This is a genomic window from Singulisphaera photorubra, assembly GCF_045290345.1.
Taxonomy (GTDB): domain Bacteria; phylum Planctomycetota; class Planctomycetia; order Isosphaerales; family Isosphaeraceae; genus Singulisphaera.
Window position 1 is genome coordinate 49,958 of record NZ_CP155448.1, and the last position, 25,126, is coordinate 75,083.

Genomic DNA, 25,126 nt, shown 5'->3' on the forward strand with positions numbered 1-25,126 from the left:
CGTCTCAAACTCATGTGCCACAAGAGATTGAGCATCAAAGATTCGTCCTTGTCGGACGAAGGCCGGCGGGAAACTGGTGTGAAGCTCTCCTCCGTTGTTGCCTTTTATTTAGACGAGGATGCCCGTGAAACGTGCAACCCCCTTCCCCTTCCTGTTGCTGGTGGCGTTGGCCATCGCCGCTTTGGTTGTGAAGCCTACGCACAAGCCGACTCCTGTGGGAGAAGCGATCAATTCCGGGGACGTGGCATGGATGCTCACTGCCGCGGCCCTCGTGCTTCTCATGACTCCGGGTCTCTCGTTCTTCTACGGCGGGATGGTCGGATTCAAGAACGTCGTCTCGACCATGCTGCAAAGCGTAGTCGCCCTTGGGGTTATCAGTCTTCTCTGGGTTTTTGTCGGTTTTAGCCTCGCCTTTGGAGACAGCATCGGAGGTGTCATCGGAAACCCGATGACCTTCTTCATGTTTGACGGCGTCGGAGAAGCGACCCATCCTGGCCTTTCTCCCACGATTCCGCTGATCTTGTTCGCGCTCTTCCAGTTGAAGTTCGCGATCATCACGCCGGCCCTCATCACCGGGTCGTTCGCGGAGCGGGTCCGGTTCTCCTCCTACCTGCTGTTCATGGTCTTGTTCAGCCTGGTGATCTATAGCCCCCTGGCCCACATGACGTGGCACCCCGACGGCCTCCTTCGCAAGATGGGCGTCTTGGATTTCGCTGGCGGCACGGTCGTTCATATGTCGGCTGGTTTTGCGGCTTTGGCGGGTGCGATGGTCCTGGGCCGTCGTAAGAGCCACCTCGCCAAAGAGGCCCACTCGCCGGCGAATGTTCCCTTCGTACTCCTCGGAACCGGCATGCTCTGGTTCGGCTGGTTCGGATTCAACGCCGGTTCTGCGCTGGCCGCCAACGGGACGGCCGCCATGGCGTTTGGAACCACCAACACGGCGTCGGCCGCCGCGATGCTCGGCTGGATGTTCTTCGACTGGATGCGGGGCCATAAGCCGTCCGCACTCGGCGCCTGCATCGGTGCCGTCGTTGGCCTGGTCGCGATCACGCCGGCGGCCGGATTCGTGACGATCCGCGAGAGCATGGTCATCGGCCTGGTGGCGAGCGTGATCAGCAACCTGGCCGTCAATCTGAGAACGAAGTCGACCCTGGATGACACGCTCGACGTCTTCCCCTGCCATGGCGTCGGAGGCATGGTGGGCATGATCGCCACCGGTATCTTCGCCAAGGAAGTGGGGCTGACCTCGGGCGTCACGAAGACGTTCGTCTACCACCTCGTGGCGCTGGTCATCGTGGCCGTCTTCTCGTTTGTCGGTTCGATCATTCTCTACAAGATCACCGACCTCATCATCCCGCTCCGGGTCACCCATGAGCAGGAAGACGAGGGACTCGACCTCAGCCAGCACGGCGAAACCGCTCTTGGAGCCGACCTCCTCGGCGGCGCCCACTCGAACGGACACGCCCCGGTCGAAATCGCGGTCGGAAGCGGATTCTGATCTCGGACGCCATCCGCCCTCGTAGCGAAATATCAAAAAGTCCGATCCCCGCGGTGTCCGCCTTGCGAGACGCCGCGGGGATTTTGTCGTTTCCGGCCTCGCAATCCCAACAAGTTCACCCTGGCGACACGTCCCAGTCACCTGATCAGGCCGCGATGCGACCGCAAAGCCCTGGCGCATTCGCACTTTTCGCTATGCCTTGATCGAGGTTGTTGGATAAAGTTGACCCTCTCGAAAAAAATGAAAAAAGGGTTCGAGTTCGCCTCGTCGTGCGAATCCATCCTCTTGGTAGGCGGGCGTCGAAAGAGAAAAGGCTCGGACCATGTTCCGATCGAGTGCTCATCGACTGATGTGCTTCCTCACCTTCGCGAGCGTGCTACTGCACGGGGCCGTGGCTGCCAGGGCCGAGCCCGCCAAGGAGAAGCGGCCGCCAAACATCGTGGTCGTCTTCGCGGATGATTTAGGCTATGCGGATGTCGGCTGCTTCGGCGCCAAGGGCTATGTGACCCCAAACATCGACCGGCTCGCCGCCGAGGGCATCCGCTTCACCGACTTTTATGTGCCCCAGGCGGTCTGTTCGGCGTCGCGCACCGCCTTGTTGACGGGCTGCTACCCCAATCGAGTCGGGATCCTCGGCGCACTCGGTCCCGCATCAAAGATTGGGATCGCTGAGGGTGAATCGACGATTGCCGAAGTTCTTAAGCGACGCGGTTACGCGACGGCCATCTACGGTAAGTGGCACCTGGGGCATCACCCCCAGTTCCTCCCGATCCGGCATGGGTTCGACGACTACTTCGGGCTCCCCTACTCTAACGATATGTGGCCGCAGCACCCGACGAACCGGTCTTTTCCCGACCTCCCCTTGATCGCGGGGGATCAGGTCGTCGCCACCAACCCCGACCAGAAGACACTGACAACCTCCTACGCGGAACACGCTGTTCGCTTTATTCAGAACAACAAGGAACGGCCCTTCTTCCTCTACCTCGCACACAGCATGCCCCACGTCCCGCTTTTTGTATCCGACATGTTCGCAGGTCAGACGACTCGGGGCCTGTTCGGTGATGTCATTGAGGAGCTTGATTGGTCGGTGGGCCAAGTTCTCAGCACGCTCAAGGAACAGGGACTCGACGAGCGCACGCTCGTGATATTCACCTCCGACAATGGCCCTTGGTTATCGTACGGCGATCACGCCGGCTCGGCCGGCCCGCTCCGTGAGGGAAAGGGAACATCGTTCGAGGGGGGCGTGCGCGAACCTTTCGTCGCGCGTTGGCCCGGCAAGATCCCCGCCGGATCGGTCTGCCGTGAGCCCGCCATGACCATCGACCTTCTCCCGACGTTCGCCTCGATCGCCGGAGCCGACCGTTCAGGCGACCGACTCATCGATGGCCGGAACATCGAGCCCCTGCTTACCGCTCAGCCTCAAGCCAAGAGCCCCCACGAAGCGCTCTACTTTTACTGGGGCCGAGAGCTCCAGGCCGTGCGTTCGGGCCACTGGAAACTTCACTTTCCGCACCAGTACCGAAGCCTCTCCGGTACGCCAGGCTCGAGCGGCAAGCCAGCGCCTTACCAGGAGCGCGCGATTGGCCTCAGCCTTTTTAATCTGGAGTCTGACCCTGGCGAAACACTCGACGTTGCGGCCAAAAATCCAGACGTCGTGAAGCAACTCTCCCGCCTGGCAGACATCGCTCGCGACGACCTTGGAGACTCGGCGACCAACCATATCGGCAAGAACGTCCGTCGACCCGGGGAACTCTGAGCCCAAGCGGGTGGACCAGAACCTCGAAGGTATTGGAAGCATGCCTCAGCCGCAGACACTGACCCCGTCCAGTTCGCCGGCCAACGAACGGGAATCGATCGAATTGAGGCAGTCGTAAATCATGACATCGAGATTCCTATCTCCGATGTTTCGCCTTTGACTGATGCGTATTGGTCTCGATACCCTTTTGGATGATGATTCCATGGTTGCGCAGTTTGCTCCGTTCGATGGTCGTCAATTTTTTCAGGTCGATCGCGACAATCGTATTGCTAAGACGCTCAGCCTGGCGTTTCAACGCGGAGACGACACGGTCGGCCGTCGCCTGGTCAGGGCAGCGCAGCACGGTCAAAGTTGAAGTGGTGATCTGACGCACCCAGTTCGCCCACTCCTCAACTTCACGTAGTACGTTCGCCGGTACTCCGTTACTTGCGTGAAGTTGGAGCCGTCGGAGGATCTCCACGGGCTTGAGACCGAGGCCGACCGCCTTGACGACCGAGTCCCGGGTAATCTTCAGGACCAACGCCCCTTGGCCACTCCCTGTTGCGGCTCGCTCGCAGAACTGGGCCAGGTCCGCGGCAGGAGCTGGATTCAGCCCAATCACGATTACGCTGAAATCGGGCTGAACGATCACGCGGGCCTCAGCACCAGTTGTCGGACTCCAATCCTCGCGCGTGATCTCACGGCCGAAATAGGCGTCATACCGTCGGTCACGGGCAATGCAGACTTGATCTTCCGCATCGATCGCCACCTGGACGCAGCCGAGCGGGATCAGTCGTTGTCGTACAAATGCGTTGATCAAGTTGCGGCCGATCACCTCACGCGCACTGTCCTGAGTAGGAACCAGCCGGGTGCGCCAGAAGACCGCGACCTGGTCCGGGTCGAGCCCTCGGTTCAACGGATTGTGCTCTCGGGCGACTAGATGGGTTTCCACACTGTCCAACCGGTAGTAAACCCCGGGCTTCAACAAGTTCAACGCCTCGTCGAGGGACGCCCTCAACGCTTTATGATCGCTCAGCTTGGCGTCCCAGTAGTGAGGGACGCGTTTCCCATTGATAATCCGGACGGCCGTCACGTGCTCTCCGAGAAAGCGGAAATCCGTGACGCTCAGATTGCTGAAATCATCGAACCGTGTAGCGGACCAATCCAGGTGCATGGTAAACATTGCATCTCTGTCTTTGTCGGCATTTAAAAGGTTGTAAATTCCCTGGTACTGATCAGCAAGGTCGCTGGACAACCACTTGTGCCCCCTGGAATTGAGCTGGAGCAGGACTTGCATTCCCTCAGCAACATCATTGACCAATTGGAGGGCTCTGGCCCAGGCGATGGCCTGGTTGACACGCGCCTCGTTGGTCCATCTCAGAACCTTCAACAGCCAGTCAGCCAAGGGTTCCAGAACGGTCTGAAATCGTTCAATCTCCTTGGAGAACAAGCACTGGTCCTGGCGGACTCGGGGCGGCTCACTCGCGATCTCCAAGAGTACGCCACGAAGGTCATTGACGATGACGCTCTCACTCGGTCCAACCTCCTTGGGGCGTTCGCAGACCTGGAGTGGGGGGCGTTCGCGAGGCTGGCGATTGCGGATCAACTGCTCGCGAACCGTAGGAAGGAACCCCACGATCACCTCCCACGATTTGGGCTCGAGATCCTCGACGAGCACTAGGTGAGCGATCAGCGTGTCTATCACTTCACGGACCTTCGCAGGATCGCTCCCCTCGATCCAGCCTGCCAATCCCACCAACGACACCGGCCCGGCGGCCTGGAGGATCACCTCCAGGATCTTCTCCACCAACGGCTCCTTCAGAGCTGCCGCGACCCACTCCGGCCATAAAGAAGAAAAAATATACCTCTGAATAACGTTTTCAATTTGAAAGCCATCAAGGATTTGCTGATTGCGAAGTATCGATTGAAGAACCCCATCGAGTTCATTACCCACAAAAACTTCATCGATATATTTTCGAAATTCGCTCGATTTCCCGGAAGCGAGTAGACGGTGTCGTTGCAACGCATGGAGGCGCGTCGTGAAGTCGTAGGCCTCGTCACAAACGATCGCCTGATCGCTGAACGCCCTGGACCGGGCGGCTGCAATCTCGACCAATCCCGCGGCGATTAGCTCCTTCAGAATCGATGAGGGGAACCGGTTGATCGACACACCGGTACCGGCCGCGTTGGGTTTTGCCAAGCGTTTCTCAACGTCGAACTTGACCACATAGAGGAAGAAGTAACGGGCTTGGATCGAAAGCGCATGCCACTTGGCATCCCAGATCGTCAGGGATTCGCGGCGATAGGCTTTCTGAAGGTGGTTGCGAAACTCCTTCTCTTTCGGCCTGATCCGCGACCCGTAACTCATCTCTTGCCTCGCAATCGCCGCTTGCCTGGTCTTGCCTTTCAAAGTTACGAATCAAAATTGAACCTGGATTGATTCAGAGTCAAGGCGTGAAGGTTGAGCGAATGAGAAGGGCCGCGTGAAGCCGGGCGAAATCGCCCAGTTCCACGCGGCCCGCGAAGCATTGTTGACGGGAAGACTCAGACCTCAGGAGGGACGTTTGCCAAGCCGGCCGAGCCGGCCGAGGATCGAGGCCAAGACTGAGCCGTTGAGCTGAGCGGCCTTCAATCGGTTCAATGGAGCCTTGACCGTATTGGCCTGGCTTTTCTGCTGGTTGACACGCCGATGACCGCGAGCGGCAACCGGAGGAGGTGCGGAAGCCGAGGTAGGCGTCGGGGTCGGCGAAGTTGAGGTCGGGGTCGGCGCGGCATTGGTTGCTGCGGCCGAAACGCTGGGCGTGACAACGGTCGACAAGGCAACCGCTTGACTGCCGAAATCGAGCGTGCTCGTCGCACTGATCTTGTTGCTCAGAGTTCGGTAGATGAACGGTGCATTGATCGGGATGTCTTTGGTGCCGCCGTACTGGATCGGCTGCGCGGTTCCGGCGATGAAGAGCTGGCCACTGCTTGGCCTGTAAACCGCGATGTCGATCTTGCCGTCGCCGTTATAGTCGGCTGGAACCGGGATGTCCTTGGTGCCACCGAACTGGATCGGCTGCCCGTGGCCGGCGATGTACCAGAGAGCCGAGCCTGGCCGGAAGACGGCGATTTGCGACCGGCCGACCCCGTCATAGTCGCCTGGAACGGGAATGTCGTTGGCGCCTCCGTAGACGATGGTCTGCAAGCCGCTGCTGGACCCGCGAATCAACCAACGAGTGGGGTTGGTCGAGCTGGCGGGTTCAAAGACCGCGATGTCCGCCTTGCCGTCGCCGTCGTAGTCGGCCGGGACGGGGGTGTCCCCCTGACGGCCAAGCTTGATCGGCGTACCGTCGCCGGCGATGAACCACTCTCCGGTGGTGGGCCGGAAGGTAGCCAGCGTGGTGGTACCCGTCCCGTAGTAGTCGGCCGGGGCGGGAAGATCGACGTTGGCGTAGCCGAACTGGATTCCATTGGCGGGGAAGATACCCTGCACCAACCACTGAGCGGTGCTCGGCCGATAGACGGCCAGGTCGGACCGGCCGTCACCGTTGAAGTCGCCCAGAAGCGGGATGTCGGTGCTACCCACACCAAACGCGATTCCGTTGGGGCCGGTTGCTCCCGGGATAAACCACTGAGCCTGCGGGTTCGAGCGACGGAAGAGCGTGTTCTGGGCCTGCCCGACGCCCGTAAAGTCTCCGGCCACCGGAAGCTTCCGGTAAGCGTAAGGAGCGGCGACCGCCACGCCCCCGCCTTTGGCTCCACCGAAGTTGGCGGTCCGAGGCAGGTTACTTCCCGGAGCGTAAATCGTCCAGGTGTTGGTCGTGGGATCGAAGGCGGCCGGCTCATCACTGCCAACGCCGTCGTAGTCGCCCGGAACGGGAATGCTTCCCGGGGTGAACTGAACCGTCCTGAGCTGGTTGTTCGGCCCCATGATCGTCATGGTGCCACTAGCCGGATCGTAGACGGCCGGTTCCACCTTGTGGGAGGTCAGGCTGTTATCGTAGGCACCAGGAACGGGAATCTGTCCCGGGCTGCCGACCTGGATCGGCTGGGCATGACCCGCGATGAAGAACTGCCCGGTGCTTGGCCGGTACACGGCAAGCTGGGTACGGCCAATGCCGTCGTAATCGCCCGGAACCGGAATATCACCCGCCCCGCCGAACTGTGGAATCGGGCCCGGAGAATTGGGGATGAACCACTCACCCGTGGTGGGTCGGTAAATCGCAATGGAGGTGACGCCAGTCCCCAGGTAGTCGCCCGGGACTGGGATATCGACGAACGACTGGCCGTACTGGACACCGCCGAAGATCCCTTGAACGAACCACTGTGCGGTGCTCGGACGATAGTAGGCCAGATCTTCCTTGCCATCACCGTTGAAGTCACCTTGGATGGGAACGTCAAGCGTCCCGACGCCGAAGGGTGTGCCGTTCGTCGCCCCTTGGATCAGCCATTGTGCCTGGCTGCCCCGGAAGAAGAGCGAGAAGTCGGCTTTCCCATCACCGGTGTAGTCTCCTCCCACTGTGGTGATTGTCAGATTGAACGGGCTGCCAATCGGCCCTTGGTTGCCGGCGATATCACGGGCCCGCGCCACGATCGTGATGTTGCCGTTCCGGAGATCGTTGGGAAGCTGAATCGAGTATTGACCCGTCGTGGTGTCGGCCTGGGCCTGGCCAAGCGGGACAGTGAGGTTTGCTGAGTTGTAGATAACGACAACGTTACCCGGCTCGGTCGTCCCGACGAAGCGAGGACGATGGTTGCTGGTGATTCCATCACCGACAATTCCGGTATCGTCGGCAGGGAGGATCCCGAGACTGGGCGAGTTGCTCGGCGCCACCGTGTCGATCGTGAAGTTCAATGGCAGGCTGATCGTCGAGCCGAACAGGTTGGTCGCCTTGACCTGCACGGTTTTGAGACCGTCGGTCAACGGGGTCGAGAATTGAAGAATGAAGTTACCGTTGAGGTCGCTCGTGCCCGTGGCCAGGGCGGCCCCAACCGGGTTGCCACCGACCGAAAAGAACAATTCAACGGTCACGTTCTGGTCGGTCAGACCCAGGATGTGGGGCAACGTGATGTTGGTGATCTTCTGGCCGTTCGACGAGTCATCGAAGGGAGAGAGCCCGATGGTGGGTGTCGCGGGCGGAACCGGCAAGCCCAGGTTGTTCGCCTGGAGCTGGAAGGTGAAATTAACCTTGTTCCCCGTCGTCCCCGAAGCATCAGTGGCCTGGATCTCGATCGTCTTGAGGCCATTCGATGTGAACGCCGATTGGTTGACCTGGATCGAGTACTTGCCGAAGGCGTCGGTCTGATTGGCCGCCGTGTTGGTGCCAGGATTTGTCGGATCGTAACCGCCGATCAACTTGCGGTTATTCGGATCGGTCACGTCGTAGATGGTGATCAGCACGGTGTTGCCGAAGGCCGTCTGCTCGCTGTAGCCGTTGATGATCGGCCGGGACGAGGTGGGCGTAACGAGCGGAATTCCGGCGGGTGTGGTTCCCGCGGCAATGCTCGGGTCGAGGCTGATATTATTCGGCTGAGCCGTCGTGTTGGGGAAGACAATCGGAGCCAAGCGGATCGCGAACGTTCCACGGCCGTAGGTGGTCGCAAACAGGTCGTTGGGATCGCCAGGCTGAGCCACCGCACGGCCGGTGGTCGGATCGATGTAACCGATCGACAGGTTAAGATCGGTGACATGGACGTTTGGCAACATGCCACCGTCTCTCGGGGCACCGTCAAAGATGGTGTTGGGATAGAGTGCCCATGTGAGCCCATCGTCGAGTGACCGGTAAACGCCAGACTCGGCCGAGACGTAAAGGACCGGGTGAGTCGGGCCATTCGCCACGCCCGGATTGTCGGGGATCACATATCGCCAGTCGGCCACGATCGACGACAGATACTTGGCCTGGGTATCGGACAGATTGTTGTTGCCGAACGCCGGATTCATGATCGAGAACAGGTTGCTGGTAATATTCCTCCAGACCTGGGCCGATCCCGAGGCGAGCGAGTCCGCGGTGTGGAACACCCCCCGATGGGTGACGGCATACGCCTCATGGTTCCCACGAGTCGGGTTGGTGATAATCTTGAGAACGGGGGAGCCGTCGAGACCGGTCGAGATGTCGGTCCAGGCATTGCCGCCGCCAACCGTACCGCCGCCGGTCTGGGTGACGAAGATCTTGCCACCGACCGTGCCCGCATAGACAAAGTTATTCAGGTTACCGATACCGCCGGGGCTGTTCGGATCGGGAGCACCGAAGGCCAGAGCCGGAGCGTACGTCCCGTCGAGTGAGGTCGGCTCGGCGATCACCAACCAGGAACTCCCCTGATTGATGGTCGCGAAGACCCGGCCCTGGTTCGAGCTCATAATCACCTGATCACCATTGATCGGGTTGATTGTGAAATTTCCCTGGGTCAGGCCGTTGCCATACGTCGCGCCGTCGGTCCACTGAGGATCACGCGTCCCGCTGTTCTGAATCAGGCCCGTGGTCCGGGAAATAAACGGTGAGCCGTTGAGGCTGACCTGGAAGAAGTCAGTGAAGTTGCCGCCAAGACCGGGGAAGAGGTACTGATAGACGATGCCCCGGTTCTGCTGGTCGGTCTGCACACCGACGCCGCTCGTTTCTCCTCGGAGTTGTTGCAGGAAGGGGTCTTCGATCGGAGCCACCCAGGAAAGGTCGCCATCGCTCAACACATCGGGATTCGATGTGCCAATCCCGGTATGGACTCCGTTGCCGTAAACCAGGGCCTGCGCGATCTGTGCGGCGACATTGCTCGGCTGAGCGGCCCCATAGAAGAACTGGCCAATCGCCAGATTGCCGTTGCGAGAGTAGGTCGGCGAGGCCTGCGACCCGATGCCCAGGCTGATGGAACCGTTGTCATCGACTCCGGTGAAGACCCCCTGATCATTCCCGAAGATCAACCGGGCATGGCCGGTCAGCGGGTCGATGATCGAGATCACACGGTGCAGACCCGTGGAGGGCCTGCTATCCGAGGGGCCGCCGAGGAGCAATCGGTCGAAGGGAATCCAGGTCACACCCGACCCGTCGTTGGTAAAGCCGTTTCCGCCGCTGGCCACACTCCTGACGTTGTCGAGATAAAGCGTCGTATTCGTCTGGAACGGTGCGTCAGGGTCGGAAATCAAGTTGAGGTACTGAGTCCGGCTCGCGTCGAAGAAGACGAAGTTGCCGAACACCGTTCCCACCGACGGAAGCCCGTCGGTCACCACTTTGACCTGGGCACGGCCTTCGGTCCTGATCTGGAGCAGGCCACCGTCAGGCCGGCTGCCGTCATACGCAACCGCGGCGTGGGAATCGAAGGCTTTGGAGCTATCGATCCGCAACAGCCCCGACTGCTGGCCCACCGAGGTTCCCCCCAGGTAGACGATGTTGGGATTGGTCGGATCGATCGTCAACGCGATGTTGTAATTCGAGCTGCCAGGAAGGCCACTGCTGGTGGTGGGCGCGTATTCCGGCCGGTTCGGGTCGTTACTCGGCAACGCGGCCTTGAGACCGTTCACCGGTGCATAACCCGTCTGGAGCAAGGTCCAGGTGGTGCCATTGTCCTTGGTCATATAAAGACCCAGGAAATTCCCGTCCTGCGCGGCGACCGCCGCGTAAAGCCAACCCTCATAAATGATGTTTTGAGGGTCTCTCGGGTTGGGCACCAACGGGTCGGGCCGGGCCAGCACGATCCGGCCTGGATTCGAGGGGAATGTGCCTCCGGCAACGGAGATGGCCGAGGGCGGAGTGTAATCCAGGTCGCGGATGAGTGGTGAGAAGCCGTTTCCGGCCATCAGATTGAGTGACTGACCTCGGTTCGGGCTGATATAAACACCCGACCCCTGGAATGCCACGTTGATGACGTTGACGTTCCCCGTCGGGTTGTTGACCGCGTTCGGGATGGCGCTATTGAGGTTGAGCGAGATATCAGTTGCGGTCGTCCCGTGCACGCTGTCGGTGGAGAGCTTCTGCCAGGTCTGACCGGTGTCGAGGCTTCGCCAGAGGCCACCGTTGGCCCCTGCCAGCGCGGCATAGACGATTACATTGCCTTCAACCGTCGGCTTGGGATCGACAACTACTTTGTAGGTGCTTGTTCCCTGCCCCGATGCACCGAGCTGGGCAAACAGGTGATCGCGCTGGAACGGAGACCCAGGAGGCGCCGAGAAGGGAAGGTTGTTATTGGTGCTGTCCAGCAGGGTCCAGGTCGCACCACCATCCATCGAGCGGAGGAATCCAACTCCACGGCTGGTGTTGCCGCCAATCACCTGCCCATTGCTCTGGCTGCCATCAGCGAATCCGGTGCCCGCGATGACGATCGACTGCTTCGGATCATTGTTGCGGGAGAACACGGCAATGCTGCCGATGTTCATGCCGAAGCTGGGGCCGAAATCGGTCAGCGGAACATAGGTCGGTCCGTTGGGGTCGGTCGTCAGGAAGTTGGTGGTCTTCCAGATTCCACCGCTGGATCCGGCAACGAAAACCGTATTGCCAGAGGGGTCCGACGAATCGATCGCGATCCCACCGATTTGACCCGAGTATCCGTAGCCGGTCGTGGTATGCGTGGTGGAGGTCGGCCCGACGGAAGTCCAGGTGTTGTGGGCCAGCGGGTCGATCGGATTGGTCGTAAAGATTCGGAACCCGACGGACGTCTGGTCGGCGACAAGCTCACCCAGGCCACTGTCCTGGACACTCTTCTTGAATGAGAGCGACCAGTTGCCGAATGATCCGATCCGGCCCGAATTCAAGACGGCGTTACTCTTGATCTGGAGTGTCCATGCTCCACCCACGTTCTTCCCGTTAAACGCACTCAGAGGCTGTTGCGGGAGGAACCGGCCGAAGAACGGGGGGCCGCCGTTCTGAATCAGCGTCGTTGCCGTATCATCGAAGATCGTGTTGTTGAAGTTGGCCTGAGTGCCCGTACTTCCGACGCCCGTGAACAGCTTGACAACGGTCCCGTCGGGCCCAATCAACGAGGCTTCGAGATCGGGATCGTACGGGTAATTGATGTTCAGGATCAGTGTGACGCCCTGTGCCAGGAACGTCTCAGGAATGTTGATCGTTGAAGTGATCGTCTGCTGCGGAGCAATCGGGATCGAGTTCTGCGACCCGGTCGAGGGGAAGGTTAGAGGAATCGTCGTGGCCGTCGGAGTCTGCTTGAGCAGCGCGACACCCGCATTCAGATTGGAGTCGAGCAGATCGCCGGCCGCAGATCGAATGCTCGATGCCAGAACAATCGTGTACGTGCCACTAAGCTGCTGCCTGGCGAAGCCAATCCGATACGTCCTCGGCGACGTGGGGTTGGGATCGGTCCCCAACGGGTTGGCCAGGATGGTGAAGGGATCAGTGGCGGTCGCAACGATCTCCCCACTCGGCCCCATGATCCGGAGGATGCTGGCTGGCGTGATGCTCGACGGATCCATATCGCGGTCGAAGGTCACGTCGATCGAGTTGACCGTGTTATTGAGGACAAGATTATCCGAGGTGAATGGGGCGCCCGAGACGTGGGAACTGATCAGGCGCGGACCGCCCAGAACCAGGGGGAGCGTATCCTGATCGTAGGGACCAGGAACGAACGTCCCATCAATCCAGGCCGCGTTGTTGGCCGAGGTCGGGTTCGGAGCCGCGTAGGCATCGCCAAGCTGCCCACTCCCCGTCTGTTCGTGGGTCACCGCATTGGCGTTCTGATCCATATAGTTGCCCAGGGGCGACAACGGAGCAATCGCATTCGGATTGCGGATTCGGTCCTGGATCCCTGGGTTATTCGGATCACTCGGTTTGATGATGTAGCTGTACGTACCAACGCGAGTCTGTGGCGCAAAATGGATTCGGAAGCGAGTGTATCCGAATCGATTGTTGGGATTGGCCGGATCGGTTCCCGACGGAATAAATTCAACCGACTGAACGGGAATCGGCACACTCAAGCCGTTTGTCGTCGTATCGCGATAGTAGACGCTCACCAGCAACGAGGCGAACGTCACGGGATTAATCGGGCGGTCAAATGTGACCTCGAACGCACTGACCGTAGGGGCCGCATTGGGCGACTGAGGATTGATCGGGTCATTGGGCAGGCCGACTGCCCCCATCGTGCTGTGGATGATCCGGGGCCCCCCCGAGATCGCCAGCTTGGCCGTCCGGATATTGAGCCGTTCCAGGCCATTGATGTCATTGATGCTGTTTTCGTTGCTCGACCAGATCGGGTAGATGTTGCCGCCGTAAACGGCCAGGCCCTGATGCGTCCCGAATCCAAAGGTCCCATCGGTATTGGGATTACCGCTCGACTGGTTGTCGGGGATCGGGCCGAGATTGACTACCTCTCCCGTGATCGCATCCACAGCGTATTGCGATCGATTTGCATACACTTGCGGCGCGTAGATCTGACCGCCGTTGTTGCTCGCCGCAACATAGGTGGTCACTCGGGCACGCGCCGCGTCGTTGCGGGCGTCGAGCCAGGAGAGAACCACCGAGCCGGTTGTCACGTCGACTTGAACTTGGGGCTGGAACTGCGGTCGGCCCGATACGCCCGTGCTCCCTTCGGAGAACCCGTCCCTGGCGCCCACGTCATCGTTGACTTGAAGCCGGCCGCCATTGCCAGTTACGCCGGGATTGAAAGTGCTGGGAAAGCCCCAGGTCCGACCACCGTCGTCGGAGACCATCATGAAGATGTCGGTGTTGTCGGCGGGATTGATCGTGTTGTTATAGCGGTCGGTGAACGCGGCATAGAGCCGCCCCTGATAGGGACTGAACGCCCCCAACGTGTTGTCCGACGCGAGCGAAATGCCAGGGCCGATCCCCTTGCCAGTGACCGCGGCCCCCAGCGGATAAGGAGCGGCCATCGCCCCACGAACAAAGGTCGATGTGACCACGGTATTCTGGATCGGCAACATCCCCGAAGTGAAATTGAGCGCCCAACTCCGAAGGCTGCCGACGGTTGTATTCGCGTTGATGATCCGCAGCGTCCAGGTGCCATTGAGCTGCGCTGCCGTCCGGCCGCCGAAAAGCCCGTTCAGGTTCCCCCCCGCGGGCCGGTAATAGCCCATATAGGGCGAAGTGCTGTTGGGATTGCCGATCGGGCGTGCGGACACCCCTCTGTCGGTAAAGATCGTCGGCGACTGCTGACCGTTGGCGGTCACACCAAGATTTGCCCCGGACGCTCCACCGGCGGCGGCTCCGCCATTCGGCGTCAGGACGATCGTCGTGCCGTCCGGCGCGATCAACTGAATGTTCAGATCGTTGACTGCCGTATGAGTCAGGATAATGCTGACCGAGAGGTCACTGAGTTGCGAGAAATTTGCGTTCGTAATATCAACAAGCGTCGTGTAATTGTTCGTCGTTGACGCAGCAATTGAAACCGGGCCCGCGAGCCCGTTGAACGTCTGAGCGGCGGCGCCTAGCGTCCGATTGGCCCGAATGACATCGGTCGGCGGGCTGTTTTGCAGCCCGCTGTTGAAATCATCGTAAATGACCGTGACCTGACCACCGGGAATCCCCGTGTCGCCCGGACCGTAGAGCGCCGGATTCGCCGGTCGACCTTGACTGATCGCCAACTGCGGCGTTGTGGCACGCTGCGTACCGGTGCCGCCATTATTGCCGTTGCTGTTGAGCACAACCGGGCCCGAGAAATTGAACCCGCCATCCGACGAGGCAACCATCAAGATCCGGTTCGGATTGAAATTGACCGCGTTTTGATGAGGCTGGTCATTCGTGGCCCAAGCCACATAAATATTGCCGGCGTAAGGATCGGTCTGGGTGTAACTCTGATTTAGGGCGTCGGTGTCGGTATAGCTCGACAAGTTGTCATCAATCGCCAGCATTGGCGTCAACGCCATATCCTGGGTTGACTGATAAACAACCTTTGACAAAAACTGACTCGCGGTGTTCGTCGTAAAGTTATAGCCGTTGAGCACCAGCGCATTGGGGCTATTGGGACCGGTCGAATTCGTGTGTTGCGAGGTGAGAACGTAGAAGTTCCCATTCCGGTCGAACGCGACACTTGCGTCGGTAGCTTGCGAATAGGGGATCTGGTTCGTCGCCGGGCTGGTCGGATCGGTGAGGAGCCCAGTTCCGAGACCGGACAGGCTCGTCCAGGTCTGGCCACCATTGTTGGAGTACGCGCCTTCGATAAAGACTTGCGGCGTCGGGGCGGCAAACGCCGGATCGTTGCGGGTCCAGACTGCGGCCAGCTTCAGTGGGTTGTTTTTGTCGACCGCGATCGAGGGCGAGCTCTCATCCCCTCGCGACGTCGAAACGGTGACCGGCCCGTTGGGATCAACGTATGGGGCGGGCAAAGTCGACTGCTGCACCGATACGAGTAACGACCCGGGCAGGGTCGCCATGAGTGTCCGCGTCTCCAAACCCTCGAGAGTCAGCCGGCGCATCGCCGACTTTCGAGCGGATTCGCGGCGAAACCCAACCAGGGCCCGATTGTGGCCCGCTTTGGCTTTGACTTCGGACCGTTCCGAACGCATGGCCATCTCTCCGCTGTAATATCTGAGCGCAACCCTGGACCAGGGCGTTTACGAGCCGAGCACAACGTCGGGTCGAGGAAGGGGATGCTGTTAATCTAGCAAACATGCAGCCGACTGCGCCGTTAGTCAAATCGAGGCGACTAACGCGTGAAGATTGCAAATCGCATCATCGCGAACATTTCTCATCATTTCCGGATGACGCCGGCGAACGACACACTTTTTGATAGCTTGCATGTATGGTATCAGCCTAGATTCGCGTTCGTCAACACAATGCTCTTTGGGATGTTCCTGATTGTGGTATTTTAAGGACAAAGAGGATGAACAAATCGGCGCCATGCATGCACCTTCACGCAATGCGCGCAGCTTCATCGAGCTCGATCTTCCCATGTCGAGCCACTCACGAGGTAAAAACGCCAAAAAGTCGGTGCGTCTCGGACCTCAACCGTCCTTCACCACCACATTGTGGAGACGACGATACCCGTCCCAGAACGAATAATCTAGGGGGCGTTCCAAGCGGAACAAATAAGGATAGTCATGAGACCTTCCTCGTGTCTAGTCGTGCCTTCCTGATCGTTTTTGCCTTTTTGAATCACTCCTCGATTCGAGCGGATTGAAAGCCGAACCAATGGCAACCTCGCCTGCCCGTCTGTGCGGTCCATGACCTGGATGGCATCCACCAATGACGAAGGCAAACACGCCACTACCGACCAAAATACGCTTAATATTTCCTGCTGTAGCTGTTTCTGATTGAGACAGCGAAAGTGGGGTATGATTGGAACTCGAAAGCCAGCGCGGAATTCGTTGGCAATGGATACCAATGAACCAACGGGGAGCTCGACTTCAGGACTGATTGGTCCTTGAACTGTCCGAGCAACCCTGTCCACTTGTATGGGCTCCAGGAGTTCGCCGCTAAACGCCGGCCGCTACTCCCCTCCCCTACCGCGGCCTGGAGCCGCCCACCAACGAGTGACGTACGTCCCCACCGCCATCAGCCCGTCCGGGCGAAAGCCACACGATCGGGGGCTGGGTCCCCAACGGCACAGATCGCTTGGCCGGTGATCCGCCCGACCAATCACGGTGCGAATACTCGCGATCACCTTGTGGCTGATGGATCTAATCCTGACGTGCCTCGGATCACCTCAATGCACCAGGCCTGGGTAGCTGTCAGGCATCGTATAGATTCTCTTCGAATCCAAATCTGAATTCATTCTATCCGTTACATCAACAAATTTAAATGGATCATCGTATGTCGAAAACAAATTTTGGTTGCTTCGTTGGGGCAAGTTGGCTCCAAAAATATTCTTGAGAACGACCCGGAACGAGTTGACCGGTGTGATCTGATCGGTGAGCCCCTCGTAATTGCGATCAGGAAAATAGTAGCAGTTCAGAATGCTCATCCGCTCGCGGAGGTCGGTCATCTCGAGGTCGTTCAAATGATGCCGCAAGCCCGAGCCATGATCGGACTGAAGAATGATGATGGGAGGCTCGGGCGACTCTGCGAGGATTCGATCGATCGTCCGCTCGATCTGCTTGGTCAGAAAAATCGCTTGCTTGCGGTAGCATTCGCGGTAGCTCGTGGGGTTGTCGAAATCTTTGGTTCGTCGACTCGTCGCGTTGGGACCATTGCCAACTCTCGGGCTGACATCCTCACCATTCTCTCCGAAGACGAAAGGGTGGTGTGGACTGATGATATGGGCGAACGTGAATGTCGGGGCCTCTTCGGCGGCAATCTGCGGGAGATAGTCCAGAATAAAAAGGGTCCGCAAACGGAGCGACGTGTAGTAATCCCAAAACTCGCTCTTGAATGGTAAAAATCGCAGCGGCGTCATGCGGATCACCAGCATCTGGAAGTTATCCGCCGGATGACGAGGACCGAGATAGAGATCCGCCTTGGTACATTCGGTGATGTCGTAGCCTGAAGCGAACGACGCGAACTTGTAACCGAGCGGCCGTAACGATTTGATGACGAGATTGTCGCAAATCAACGTGGACAACGTCTCTGTGTCGCGTGCCGACGGATCAATCAATGTGTCGAGATAGTCGCAGTTCAATATTGACGACAGTGACAGGGTCGTCTGGCAATAGTTAGACCGGCTCTTGCGGGCAACGAAAAACCCCTTCTGCTCAAGTCGGTTCAGAAACGCCTCGTTGTCGTAATCGAAGAGTTCCTTCATCACGTCCGAGCGCGCGTAGGCGTCCAGGATGATGAAGTAGATATCCGGCAGCCGACCCGGCTTCGGGGCCAACGGGATCCCACCTTCAGCTCGAATGATCGGCGCGGCGGGTTCACGGATCCGAGCCATGACCACGTGACTGGATGGCAGGAAGACCAGGATCAGCGCGAACACGTTGAGATAGCTCGACCAGAGTCCCGGGTTTTTCAATCGCCGGAAGATCAAGTTCCGCGCCGGAACCGCTCCAAGCACCAGGATCGACAGCAGGATCCAGGGGTGCTCCCGATAACCTCTCCGGACCCATAATTGGCTTAGCTCCTGGAGCGTGGTGTCGACCACAACCAGGCAGTGGTTGAATGCAAAGAAGAGCGCGACGACCAGCGAAGTCGCCAGCGCGGCCCGCTGGCCGTCCCGTGAGAGCCGCCACAGTAATAGCCAGACGGCAAGCGTCACGGTCAGCACCAAGCTGATTGGCGCCACCAAGGACCGTGGTGACGCCTCGTAGACGTTATGCGAGTAGAGGGAGAGAATCGGGAAGATCCCGATCAGAAAGGGATGAAGCACCCATTGCTTTCGGGCAGGGATCCCCTGCCCCGCATCAGGTACATCACCCGACCGCTGTCCGGAATCGGATCCGAGGCCTCGATATCGAAGTATTGTCGAAAGCATCGCTCGAATTCATCTTGGTGATAATCGGGGAAAATATCCTCACGGCTTGCGAGAAGCCGAGCAACCTGAGGATCGCGTTTCGGTACAAACTCAATGAGGAGCGTTTGCCCAAGCTGTTGCAGAAACTCGGCGATACTGAGCAGGGGAATGTTATTGGCAATCGCCAGGTGATGAACCAGCGCTAAGGCCAGAATCACGTCGACCGGACCTCGGCTCACGAGCGACGCCCGTTCGCGATTCTGCCAGCCGGTACCAGGACTGGGATTGAGTAGGTCAAGCATCAACGGCAAAATCCGCGAGTCACCTCGCTTGACCACCTCGAGGTAGTTCAGCTCGACACAGCCTGGGTCGACATCGAAGGCCACCGTCGTGATCCCCCGCGCAGCGGCGACCCGACTGAACCGGCCTGTGTTTGCTCCCAGGTCCCAAGCGGTCGCCGGCCTGATCCGGTCGAGGTATTCCGCGACAATCGCTTCCTTCCGGCTCAAGGCCGAGTCGGTGTAGCTATTCTCCTGGTAGTAGCCCGCCCATTGGGTCTTTCCCGGTTCCCAATGGAAACGCCGAATCGCTGACTCGAGATGACCGATCAGGCCCAATAGCGCCCCGCGACCGAATTGCCGCTTGGCAGACCGAGCCAACCCCGCCGTACCGGCGTAAGCCGTCTGCATTTTCGCGTGCAAGTGAATATGAATTGCTAACGCCGGCCAAAGCTTCGTTCGCTTCGGCAGGAGCCGGCTGGCCAGGTCGAGCGGGATCCCATCGATGTTCGTGCGTGAGAGCTGGTTGAGCCGCACGTCAGTCAGGCTCATGAGAGCCAAGGGCGCGAGAAAGTGCTGGCAAAACTGGCGATAGGCAACCCAGGGGCTCCCCTCGCGATACGCCTCAAACGAGAGGGTATCAATGAAGATCACTCGCCCGTTCCGGAACTGGACGTTGTAAGCGGTGCAGTCCTTCAACGTCATTCCGTATTCAATGGCTCGCTTCTGAATCGCGAGTGTTAGAAGCGCCGCGGCCTTGAACTGGCCGAAGCTCCATTCATACGGATAAGAGATAAACGGAATCAGCTCGGGCCGAAGCACCTTGTAGACAACTGCAGAGTCGACCAGTGCCAGGTCTACCTCCTCATGCGGGACGAGCCAACCGTCGTCCACGAGGCGGCCGTAGAGACCTGAGCCGATCAGGAGGTCGTAATCGCTCCGGTACGAGTGATTTACCTGGCGATACAGGACACCGTCCTGCTTGAACATAAATCCGTTGGGGTCGCGAAACGAAGCTTCTGATCGCGTCCCATGGACCTCATGCATTGTTTTTGAAGAGGCGGCCAACGGAAGTCCGCACCGTGACCAATGAGGACTTCAAGAAAAACAGGCTGCTGAACATTCCGGCAATCAGCACCTGAAGCAATAAGCTGCCGCTGCCAGGATCCAGATAGGCCAAGACCAACGGAAGATTTTGCGCGGTCGGCAGGAGCCACATCATGGGCGTTCCCTCTCATCAACTGGGCCGATACTTAGCTTCGCTGGCCATGTGCGACGGTTTGGAACGCATTGCTGAGGGGGGGGCCGAGATCAAGGGTGTATGCGACATACCATCCCCCAACCCAACGACACAAGCAAGCGTGAGATCCGATACTTTAACCAAGCGTCATTTCGACCCGCCACGGCCCCGATTTTTTTAGTTTTTATCGCGTTGAACCTGGTCATCGATGGAAACCAAGCGTCAATGCCGGCATGGAGCATATGACGCATGAAAGGCTCGCCCCCTGCATCATGCTTAAATCAAATCAAGATTCCAGCTTGCACCCGCAATGCGGAGGATCAGTTCCTTCCAAGAGCCCATGGTGGGGTTGGTTGGGAGTCGTTCTCTTTTTTGCTTGACCCACTTTGCGGCAGGGAGCGGAACCGGAATCGAGACGACCAGATCGCAAGGGCAGAACCGAAGTCGACCCTTTCCGGTTTCTCTCGAAGAGTCCCCTGCCCCGCACCGACTCATTCTTTGAGTGGTCCCTGTTACGCCGCGTAACGCGCAGAGAGCCGACGGCCGAACCGCCCCCCTGTTACGCCGCGTAACGCGCAGAGAGCCGACGGCCGAACCGTCCCCCTGTTACGCCGCGTAACGCGCGGACAGTCAGCCGCCGGTCTGGGCTCATGTTACGCCGCGTAACGCGCCGATAGATGGATCGCTGTTACGCCGCGTAACGCTCGTTTTTTTTGGAGACTGGAGTAGGACGACCGAAGGGTTCTCGACCCGAGGCCTTCGGGTTCCACGGGTCATCCGGTTCGCGGCATCAATCGTCTCTCCGGTGACCTGGCTTAGTCTCCTCTTTTGGGGGCCCCGACCCGTGCGAACGATCGCGTTTCTGAACAAGAAGGGAGGGGTCGGCAAGACCTCGACCTGCCACCACCTCGCAGGGACGCTCGCCCGACGAGGCCTGCGCATCTTGCTGGTGGATGCCGACCCCCAGGCTTCGCTGACCCAGGGCCTGCTCGGGCCGGAGGTCGCCCGCCACTTGAAGCCTCGCGAGACGATCGCGGGCCTGTTCGACGACGCCTGCGACGCCGACATGGAAACCCTGATCCGACCGGCCAGTGTTCCCGGCGTCTCGCTCTTGGCGGGATCGAGCCGGATGGACAAGTTCAACGCCCTGGAACCGTGGACCACGGGCGACTCCCAATACATTCTTCGCGACGCCTTGCGGGAAGTCGCCGGTGACTTCGACCTCACCCTGATCGACTGCCCACCGCACATTTACCTGTGTGCTTGGTCGGCCATGGTCGCGGCGCAAGGGATCGTGGTCCCGCTCCAGGCCGAGGACTACGGGGCACAAGGAGTCGCGGCGATCCAAGGGTCGATCGATCACGTCCGCGCGGGGGCCAATCCGCGACTGACCGTGCTGGGCTTCTTGCTCACGATGTTTCAAAAGTCGCTCGCGGTTCACGCGGGGTATGCGGCTGACCTGCGGGCGATCTATGGGGACGCCGTCTTCGAGACGGTCGTGCCGCACGCCAAAGACTTCAAAGAGTCGGTCATGCTCCGCAAGCCGGTCGTCGCCTACAAGCCACGCTCAGCGGCGGCCAAAGCCATCGACGCACTGGCTGACGAACTCCTAGCGAGGCTCGACGCCCGCGTCGCCGACGAGCCGAGGAGGGTTGCCTGATGGCCAAGCCGAATCAGACCGACGAGGCAAGGATCAATCGGCTGGCGTCAATGACCCGCTTGCCGGCCGAATCCGAGTCGATGGCAGCCGACCCGGAAGCGAGGTCATTCGAGGGCCGCTCGCGGCTGAAAGCGGCGGCCGAGATCCGGCTCGACCGGATCGTTGCCGACCCCAACCAGCCCCGCGTCGAGTTCGACCCGGAATCGCTCAGTCGGCTCGCCTCCAGCCTCAAGCAGCGTGGGCAGCTCCAGCCGATCCGGGTCCGCTGGGATGAGGCCCTGGATCGTTACGTTGTGGTCGTGGGCGAACGGCGATGGCGAGCCGCCGGACTCGCCGGCCTGACGGCGATTGCCTGCGTCGTCGCGTCTGGCAACGCGGCGCCGGAGGAAATCCTGGAGGACCAGCTCATCGAGAACTGCTTGCGAGAAGATCTCAGGCCGATCGAGCAGGCCAAGGCGTTCAAGACGCTCCTGAGCCGGCTGGGGATCTCCCAACGGCAACTCGCCGAACGGCTCCAGGTCAGCCCTCCCACGATCACGAGGGCACTGGCGCTTCTGGAGCTACCCGACTCAATCCAGTCATCGGTCGACGCCGGTGACATCGCGCCGCACACCGCGTACGAGATCTCGAAGATCGACGACACCGCGATCCAGGTCGAAGTCGCCGCCCAGGCGGCCCAGGGCCGGCTCCGTCGCGACGACATGCGTGAGATGGTGACCCGGACGCCGAGACAGAGCAGGGGGACGGCTCCCAAGCCCTGGGTCCACAACGCCGACGGCCGGGTGCGGGTGACCCTGACTCCTTTGGCCGAGGACGTGGGGCATGAGGAGCTGGTCGAGGCGCTGCGGTCGGCCCTCGCGACCCTCCGCAAGAAGAGTCGCGGTCAGGCCGCCTGAGTGCGGATCAGGCGTCGGGCTCGCCTTCGGGGAATAAGGTCCGTTGCGCCGCCTTGGTCGTGCCGAGCCGCTTTTCGAGCGCCACGAGGCAAAGCGGCTCGAGCATCTTTTTCCAGCGACCGAGGCCAGGGTTCTCCTCCTTGACCTCGGACAGAATCGCCTCGCGTTCCGCGTCCTGGAGTCGATCCCAGGCGGCGCGGAGCTCGGTCTCCCGGGCCTGATCTCGTTCCGAATCGTCGCGAGCACGGCGACGGGCCTGACGCCCATTCTCCTCGGCGGCTCGTTCCACCTCGGTCGCCGCGGTCTTCGCCTCGATCACCGCAGCGGTGGGGAAGTCGCCCGGAGCCTGGTAGTCGGCCCGGATCGACGCGACGAGGTAACCGGCCGGATTCTTGCCGACCCGCTTGTCACCGTTGCGCAAGAGCCAGTCGAAGACATCCACCTTGGTCTGAATCCGCCCGCTGGGGTGCGCCTCGACCAGCTCGGCGGCGATCTTTGCCGTCACCCCACGTGACTTGAGCACTTCGATCAGCTCCGACGTCTCCTCCTCCACGGGCGACTCGTCCGCCTGCCCCGCCTTCCCTCGGATCAGGATGATCCGCCAGCATCCTCGCTTGACGTACGAGTACCGCTCCTCAAGGCTCAACGGCTCGAGAAAGCCAAGTTGTTCGAGCTCTTCCAGGGCCGGCTTGAGCCGGCGCTTCAACTCGGTGGGCGCATAGGACCGGCTCATTCCTATATGCTCACATGCCATTGTTCTTAAGTCGAAGTCAAGTCGCGACCGGCGGTAGAACCGCTTATCCAGGAAGCGGAACATCCGTTTGGTCGTCGGCAGTCGCAATCGGAGATAGAACTCGAGGTCGAGTTGTTTGAGGTTGCCGCTCTGGAAGCTCTGGAAGATGACCTCGTTCCAGCGGAAGCTCGACAAGGGCAGGGGGGCCTTTTCGGTCTTCAACGGCTTGCCCGCTCGCGGCGCCGGCCGGCGCCGTTCGCGATCGTAGAGGGTGACGTTGTCCAGGACGTGGAAGTTCTCATCGACCCAACTCTTGGCGTTATTGTCCCACCAGGCATTCTCATACATCAAGACCACGCCGACCCAACGATGCAGTGCCTCTTCGATCCGGCGATAGCTCTGCCCGCTCTGAGGCCAACCCAGCAGCTCGATCAACTCGTAGCGGGAAAATCCGACCTTGGCCTCGGTGAAGTTGTTTCGCCGTTTCGTCAACTGGATCAGACCGACCAGGACCTCGTCATCCAACGAGGTTGGCAGGCCGTGCTTGTGCGTTCCCATGATCGTCAGTCGCCGGACGATCGGCGCACTATCGCGGCATTCCAACTTGTCTTCAAAGACCAACGTGGTCTGCCCATCAGGAATCCGGTCCGTCAGTGCGGCGATGGGAAACTCGGCGAGGTTCAGCTCATCCTTCCAGCCAGCATCAAGCGCCGAAGGGCTTTTCGCGACGTGCTCGATTCGGGCCGGTTCCTCAATCGACTGATCCCAATCGTCCATCGCTGCTCCCCGGGGCTCAGGATGTTAAGCAAAAGGTGTGAGCGGTTCTTCCGGATTCGAGAACGATCGAAAAAAAAAAACAGCATCAAAACAGCGGTAAGCTGTTGTTGTTCTTTTCTTCTAAACAAGAGTCTAATACAAATTCTAGGCGCCGCAAGTGTTTTGTGATGCAGAACTTATGGACCCTAACTATGTCCCGTTAATCGCTAGTGGTATGTCCGGTTAATCGTGGGTGCAGAGGGGAAGTATGTCCGGTTGATCGTGAGAAGTATGTCTCATTAATCGCTAAACGGCGGGTTATTCATGTCCGGTCGATCGGTATGGACAAAAAGCAACTATGGGTCGAATATCGGTAGTATACAAATTGTCACGGGTGCACCTCCGCGGCGAGTATGTCCGGTTCATCGGCATGTACACAAAAACATGCTTACGCACCGAGACTCAGGCCGTAGAGCCAACAGGGCCGGATTAATCGGTAAACAAAGCGGGGCTCAGAGGATATCGTGGGGTCGAGCGGCATGGAGAAAGTATGTCCGAACAATCGTGGTGGACGTACGTGAATCATAGGTCGGGATGGGACGCCGAGACAAAGTATGTCCGGTTCATCGGCAGAGGAAGAGCGTTCGAGTGAGCTCCCGGCAGGGCAGGGTAAGTATGTCCGGACTATCGGTAATCCCACCCAAGGATCTCACGATGCTGCGGCAGTAAGTATGTCCGGTCTATCGGTACTCTCCTGCAGAGAGTAGGGTGCCGAACCTGCGAGGCTCGCCCAGATTACCGTTGACGGTCATGCTAAAACGAAAAAATAAATCTCTGACAAGCGACTGAGCGGCAGGTGATCTGGGCTCAGATTCAAGGTGGCCATGTCTGGCCGAGTGGATTTTCAAGGTTTACGGGGCGACGAGGAGGAGAGCCGGCCAAGCAAGTCTTTCCAGGCAGATCGGTTCTCGGTCTCGAGTTGGCTGACTCGTTCGAGGAGCCAGGTCGTCGAAGCCTGGGGATTGTTGGTCGGAGGGGGCTTTCGCTCGATCCGAAGTGGGGTGACTTG

Annotated in this window: 10 protein-coding genes; 4 read left to right on the plus strand and 6 right to left on the minus strand. The window is 59.6% G+C overall.

The features are described from left to right. Positions 1–118 precede the first annotated feature (118 nt). Both V5E97_RS40420 and V5E97_RS40425 read left to right on the plus strand, forming a co-directional pair. Positions 119–1,498 (plus strand): ammonium transporter, encoded by a 1,380-nt coding sequence (locus V5E97_RS40420; protein ID WP_406701357.1) that lies wholly within the window; start codon positions 119–121, stop codon positions 1,496–1,498. A 322-nt stretch (positions 1,499–1,820) separates the two neighbouring features. Next, the gene (locus tag V5E97_RS40425) at positions 1,821–3,254 is read left to right on the plus strand and encodes a sulfatase family protein (protein ID WP_406701358.1); all 1,434 of its coding nucleotides are present in this window, start codon (positions 1,821–1,823) and stop codon (positions 3,252–3,254) included. 136 nt (positions 3,255–3,390) lie between these two features. Here the strand turns inward: V5E97_RS40425 and V5E97_RS40430 are convergent, their stop codons facing one another. The 5 genes from V5E97_RS40430 to V5E97_RS40450 form a co-directional block, all read right to left on the minus strand. After that, on the minus strand, positions 3,391–5,601 hold the full coding sequence (locus V5E97_RS40430) for a helicase-associated domain-containing protein (RefSeq protein WP_406701359.1): 2,211 nt from the start codon (positions 5,599–5,601) through the stop codon (positions 3,391–3,393). A gap of 183 nt (positions 5,602–5,784) precedes the next feature. Continuing rightward, positions 5,785–15,672: an Ig-like domain-containing protein gene (locus V5E97_RS40435; protein WP_406701360.1), complete on the minus strand. Its 9,888-nt coding sequence runs from the start codon at positions 15,670–15,672 to the stop codon at positions 5,785–5,787. Positions 15,673–16,811: 1,139 nt separating this feature from the next. Then, entirely contained in the window at positions 16,812–18,410 is a 1,599-nt protein-coding gene (locus V5E97_RS40440) for a hypothetical protein (RefSeq protein ID WP_406701361.1), read from the minus strand. Beyond that, on the minus strand, positions 18,392–19,762 hold the full coding sequence (locus V5E97_RS40445) for a class I SAM-dependent methyltransferase (protein WP_406701362.1): 1,371 nt from the start codon (positions 19,760–19,762) through the stop codon (positions 18,392–18,394). Before V5E97_RS40445 ends, V5E97_RS40440 begins: the two co-directional genes overlap by 19 nt. A gap of 49 nt (positions 19,763–19,811) precedes the next feature. Next, complete coding sequence (locus tag V5E97_RS40450) at positions 19,812–19,994, minus strand: hypothetical protein (RefSeq protein WP_406701363.1); 183 nt, start codon at positions 19,992–19,994, stop codon at positions 19,812–19,814. 862 nt (positions 19,995–20,856) lie between these two features. Here V5E97_RS40450 and V5E97_RS40455 point away from each other — a divergent pair. After that, the gene (locus V5E97_RS40455) at positions 20,857–21,672 is read left to right on the plus strand and encodes a ParA family protein (RefSeq protein WP_406701364.1); all 816 of its coding nucleotides are present in this window, start codon (positions 20,857–20,859) and stop codon (positions 21,670–21,672) included. After that, positions 21,672–22,568, plus strand: a complete 897-nt coding sequence (locus V5E97_RS40460; RefSeq protein WP_406701365.1) for a ParB/RepB/Spo0J family partition protein — start codon at positions 21,672–21,674, stop codon at positions 22,566–22,568. The genes V5E97_RS40455 and V5E97_RS40460 overlap by 1 nt, the downstream gene beginning before the upstream one ends. A 7-nt stretch (positions 22,569–22,575) precedes the next feature. Here V5E97_RS40460 and V5E97_RS40465 read toward each other — a convergent pair whose 3' ends face one another. Beyond that, a complete protein-coding gene (locus V5E97_RS40465) occupies positions 22,576–24,078 on the minus strand; it encodes a replication initiator protein A (protein ID WP_406701366.1) in 1,503 nt (500 codons plus the stop codon). Between the last annotated feature and the right edge of the window lie 1,048 nt (positions 24,079–25,126).

Bases quoted from the DNA above. Each gene is read 5' to 3' on its own strand.
- V5E97_RS40420 (WP_406701357.1), top strand. From the start codon at position 119: ATGCCCGTGAAACGTGCAACCCCCTTCCCCTTCCTGTTGCTGGTGGCG.
- V5E97_RS40425 (WP_406701358.1), top strand. From the start codon at position 1,821: ATGTTCCGATCGAGTGCTCATCGACTGATGTGCTTCCTCACCTTCGCG.
- V5E97_RS40430 (WP_406701359.1), bottom strand. From the start codon at position 5,601: ATGAGTTACGGGTCGCGGATCAGGCCGAAAGAGAAGGAGTTTCGCAAC.
- V5E97_RS40435 (WP_406701360.1), bottom strand. From the start codon at position 15,672: ATGCGTTCGGAACGGTCCGAAGTCAAAGCCAAAGCGGGCCACAATCGG.
- V5E97_RS40445 (WP_406701362.1), bottom strand. From the start codon at position 19,762: ATGTTCAAGCAGGACGGTGTCCTGTATCGCCAGGTAAATCACTCGTAC.
- V5E97_RS40450 (WP_406701363.1), bottom strand. From the start codon at position 19,994: ATGATGTGGCTCCTGCCGACCGCGCAAAATCTTCCGTTGGTCTTGGCC.
- V5E97_RS40460 (WP_406701365.1), top strand. From the start codon at position 21,672: ATGGCCAAGCCGAATCAGACCGACGAGGCAAGGATCAATCGGCTGGCG.
- V5E97_RS40465 (WP_406701366.1), bottom strand. From the start codon at position 24,078: ATGGACGATTGGGATCAGTCGATTGAGGAACCGGCCCGAATCGAGCAC.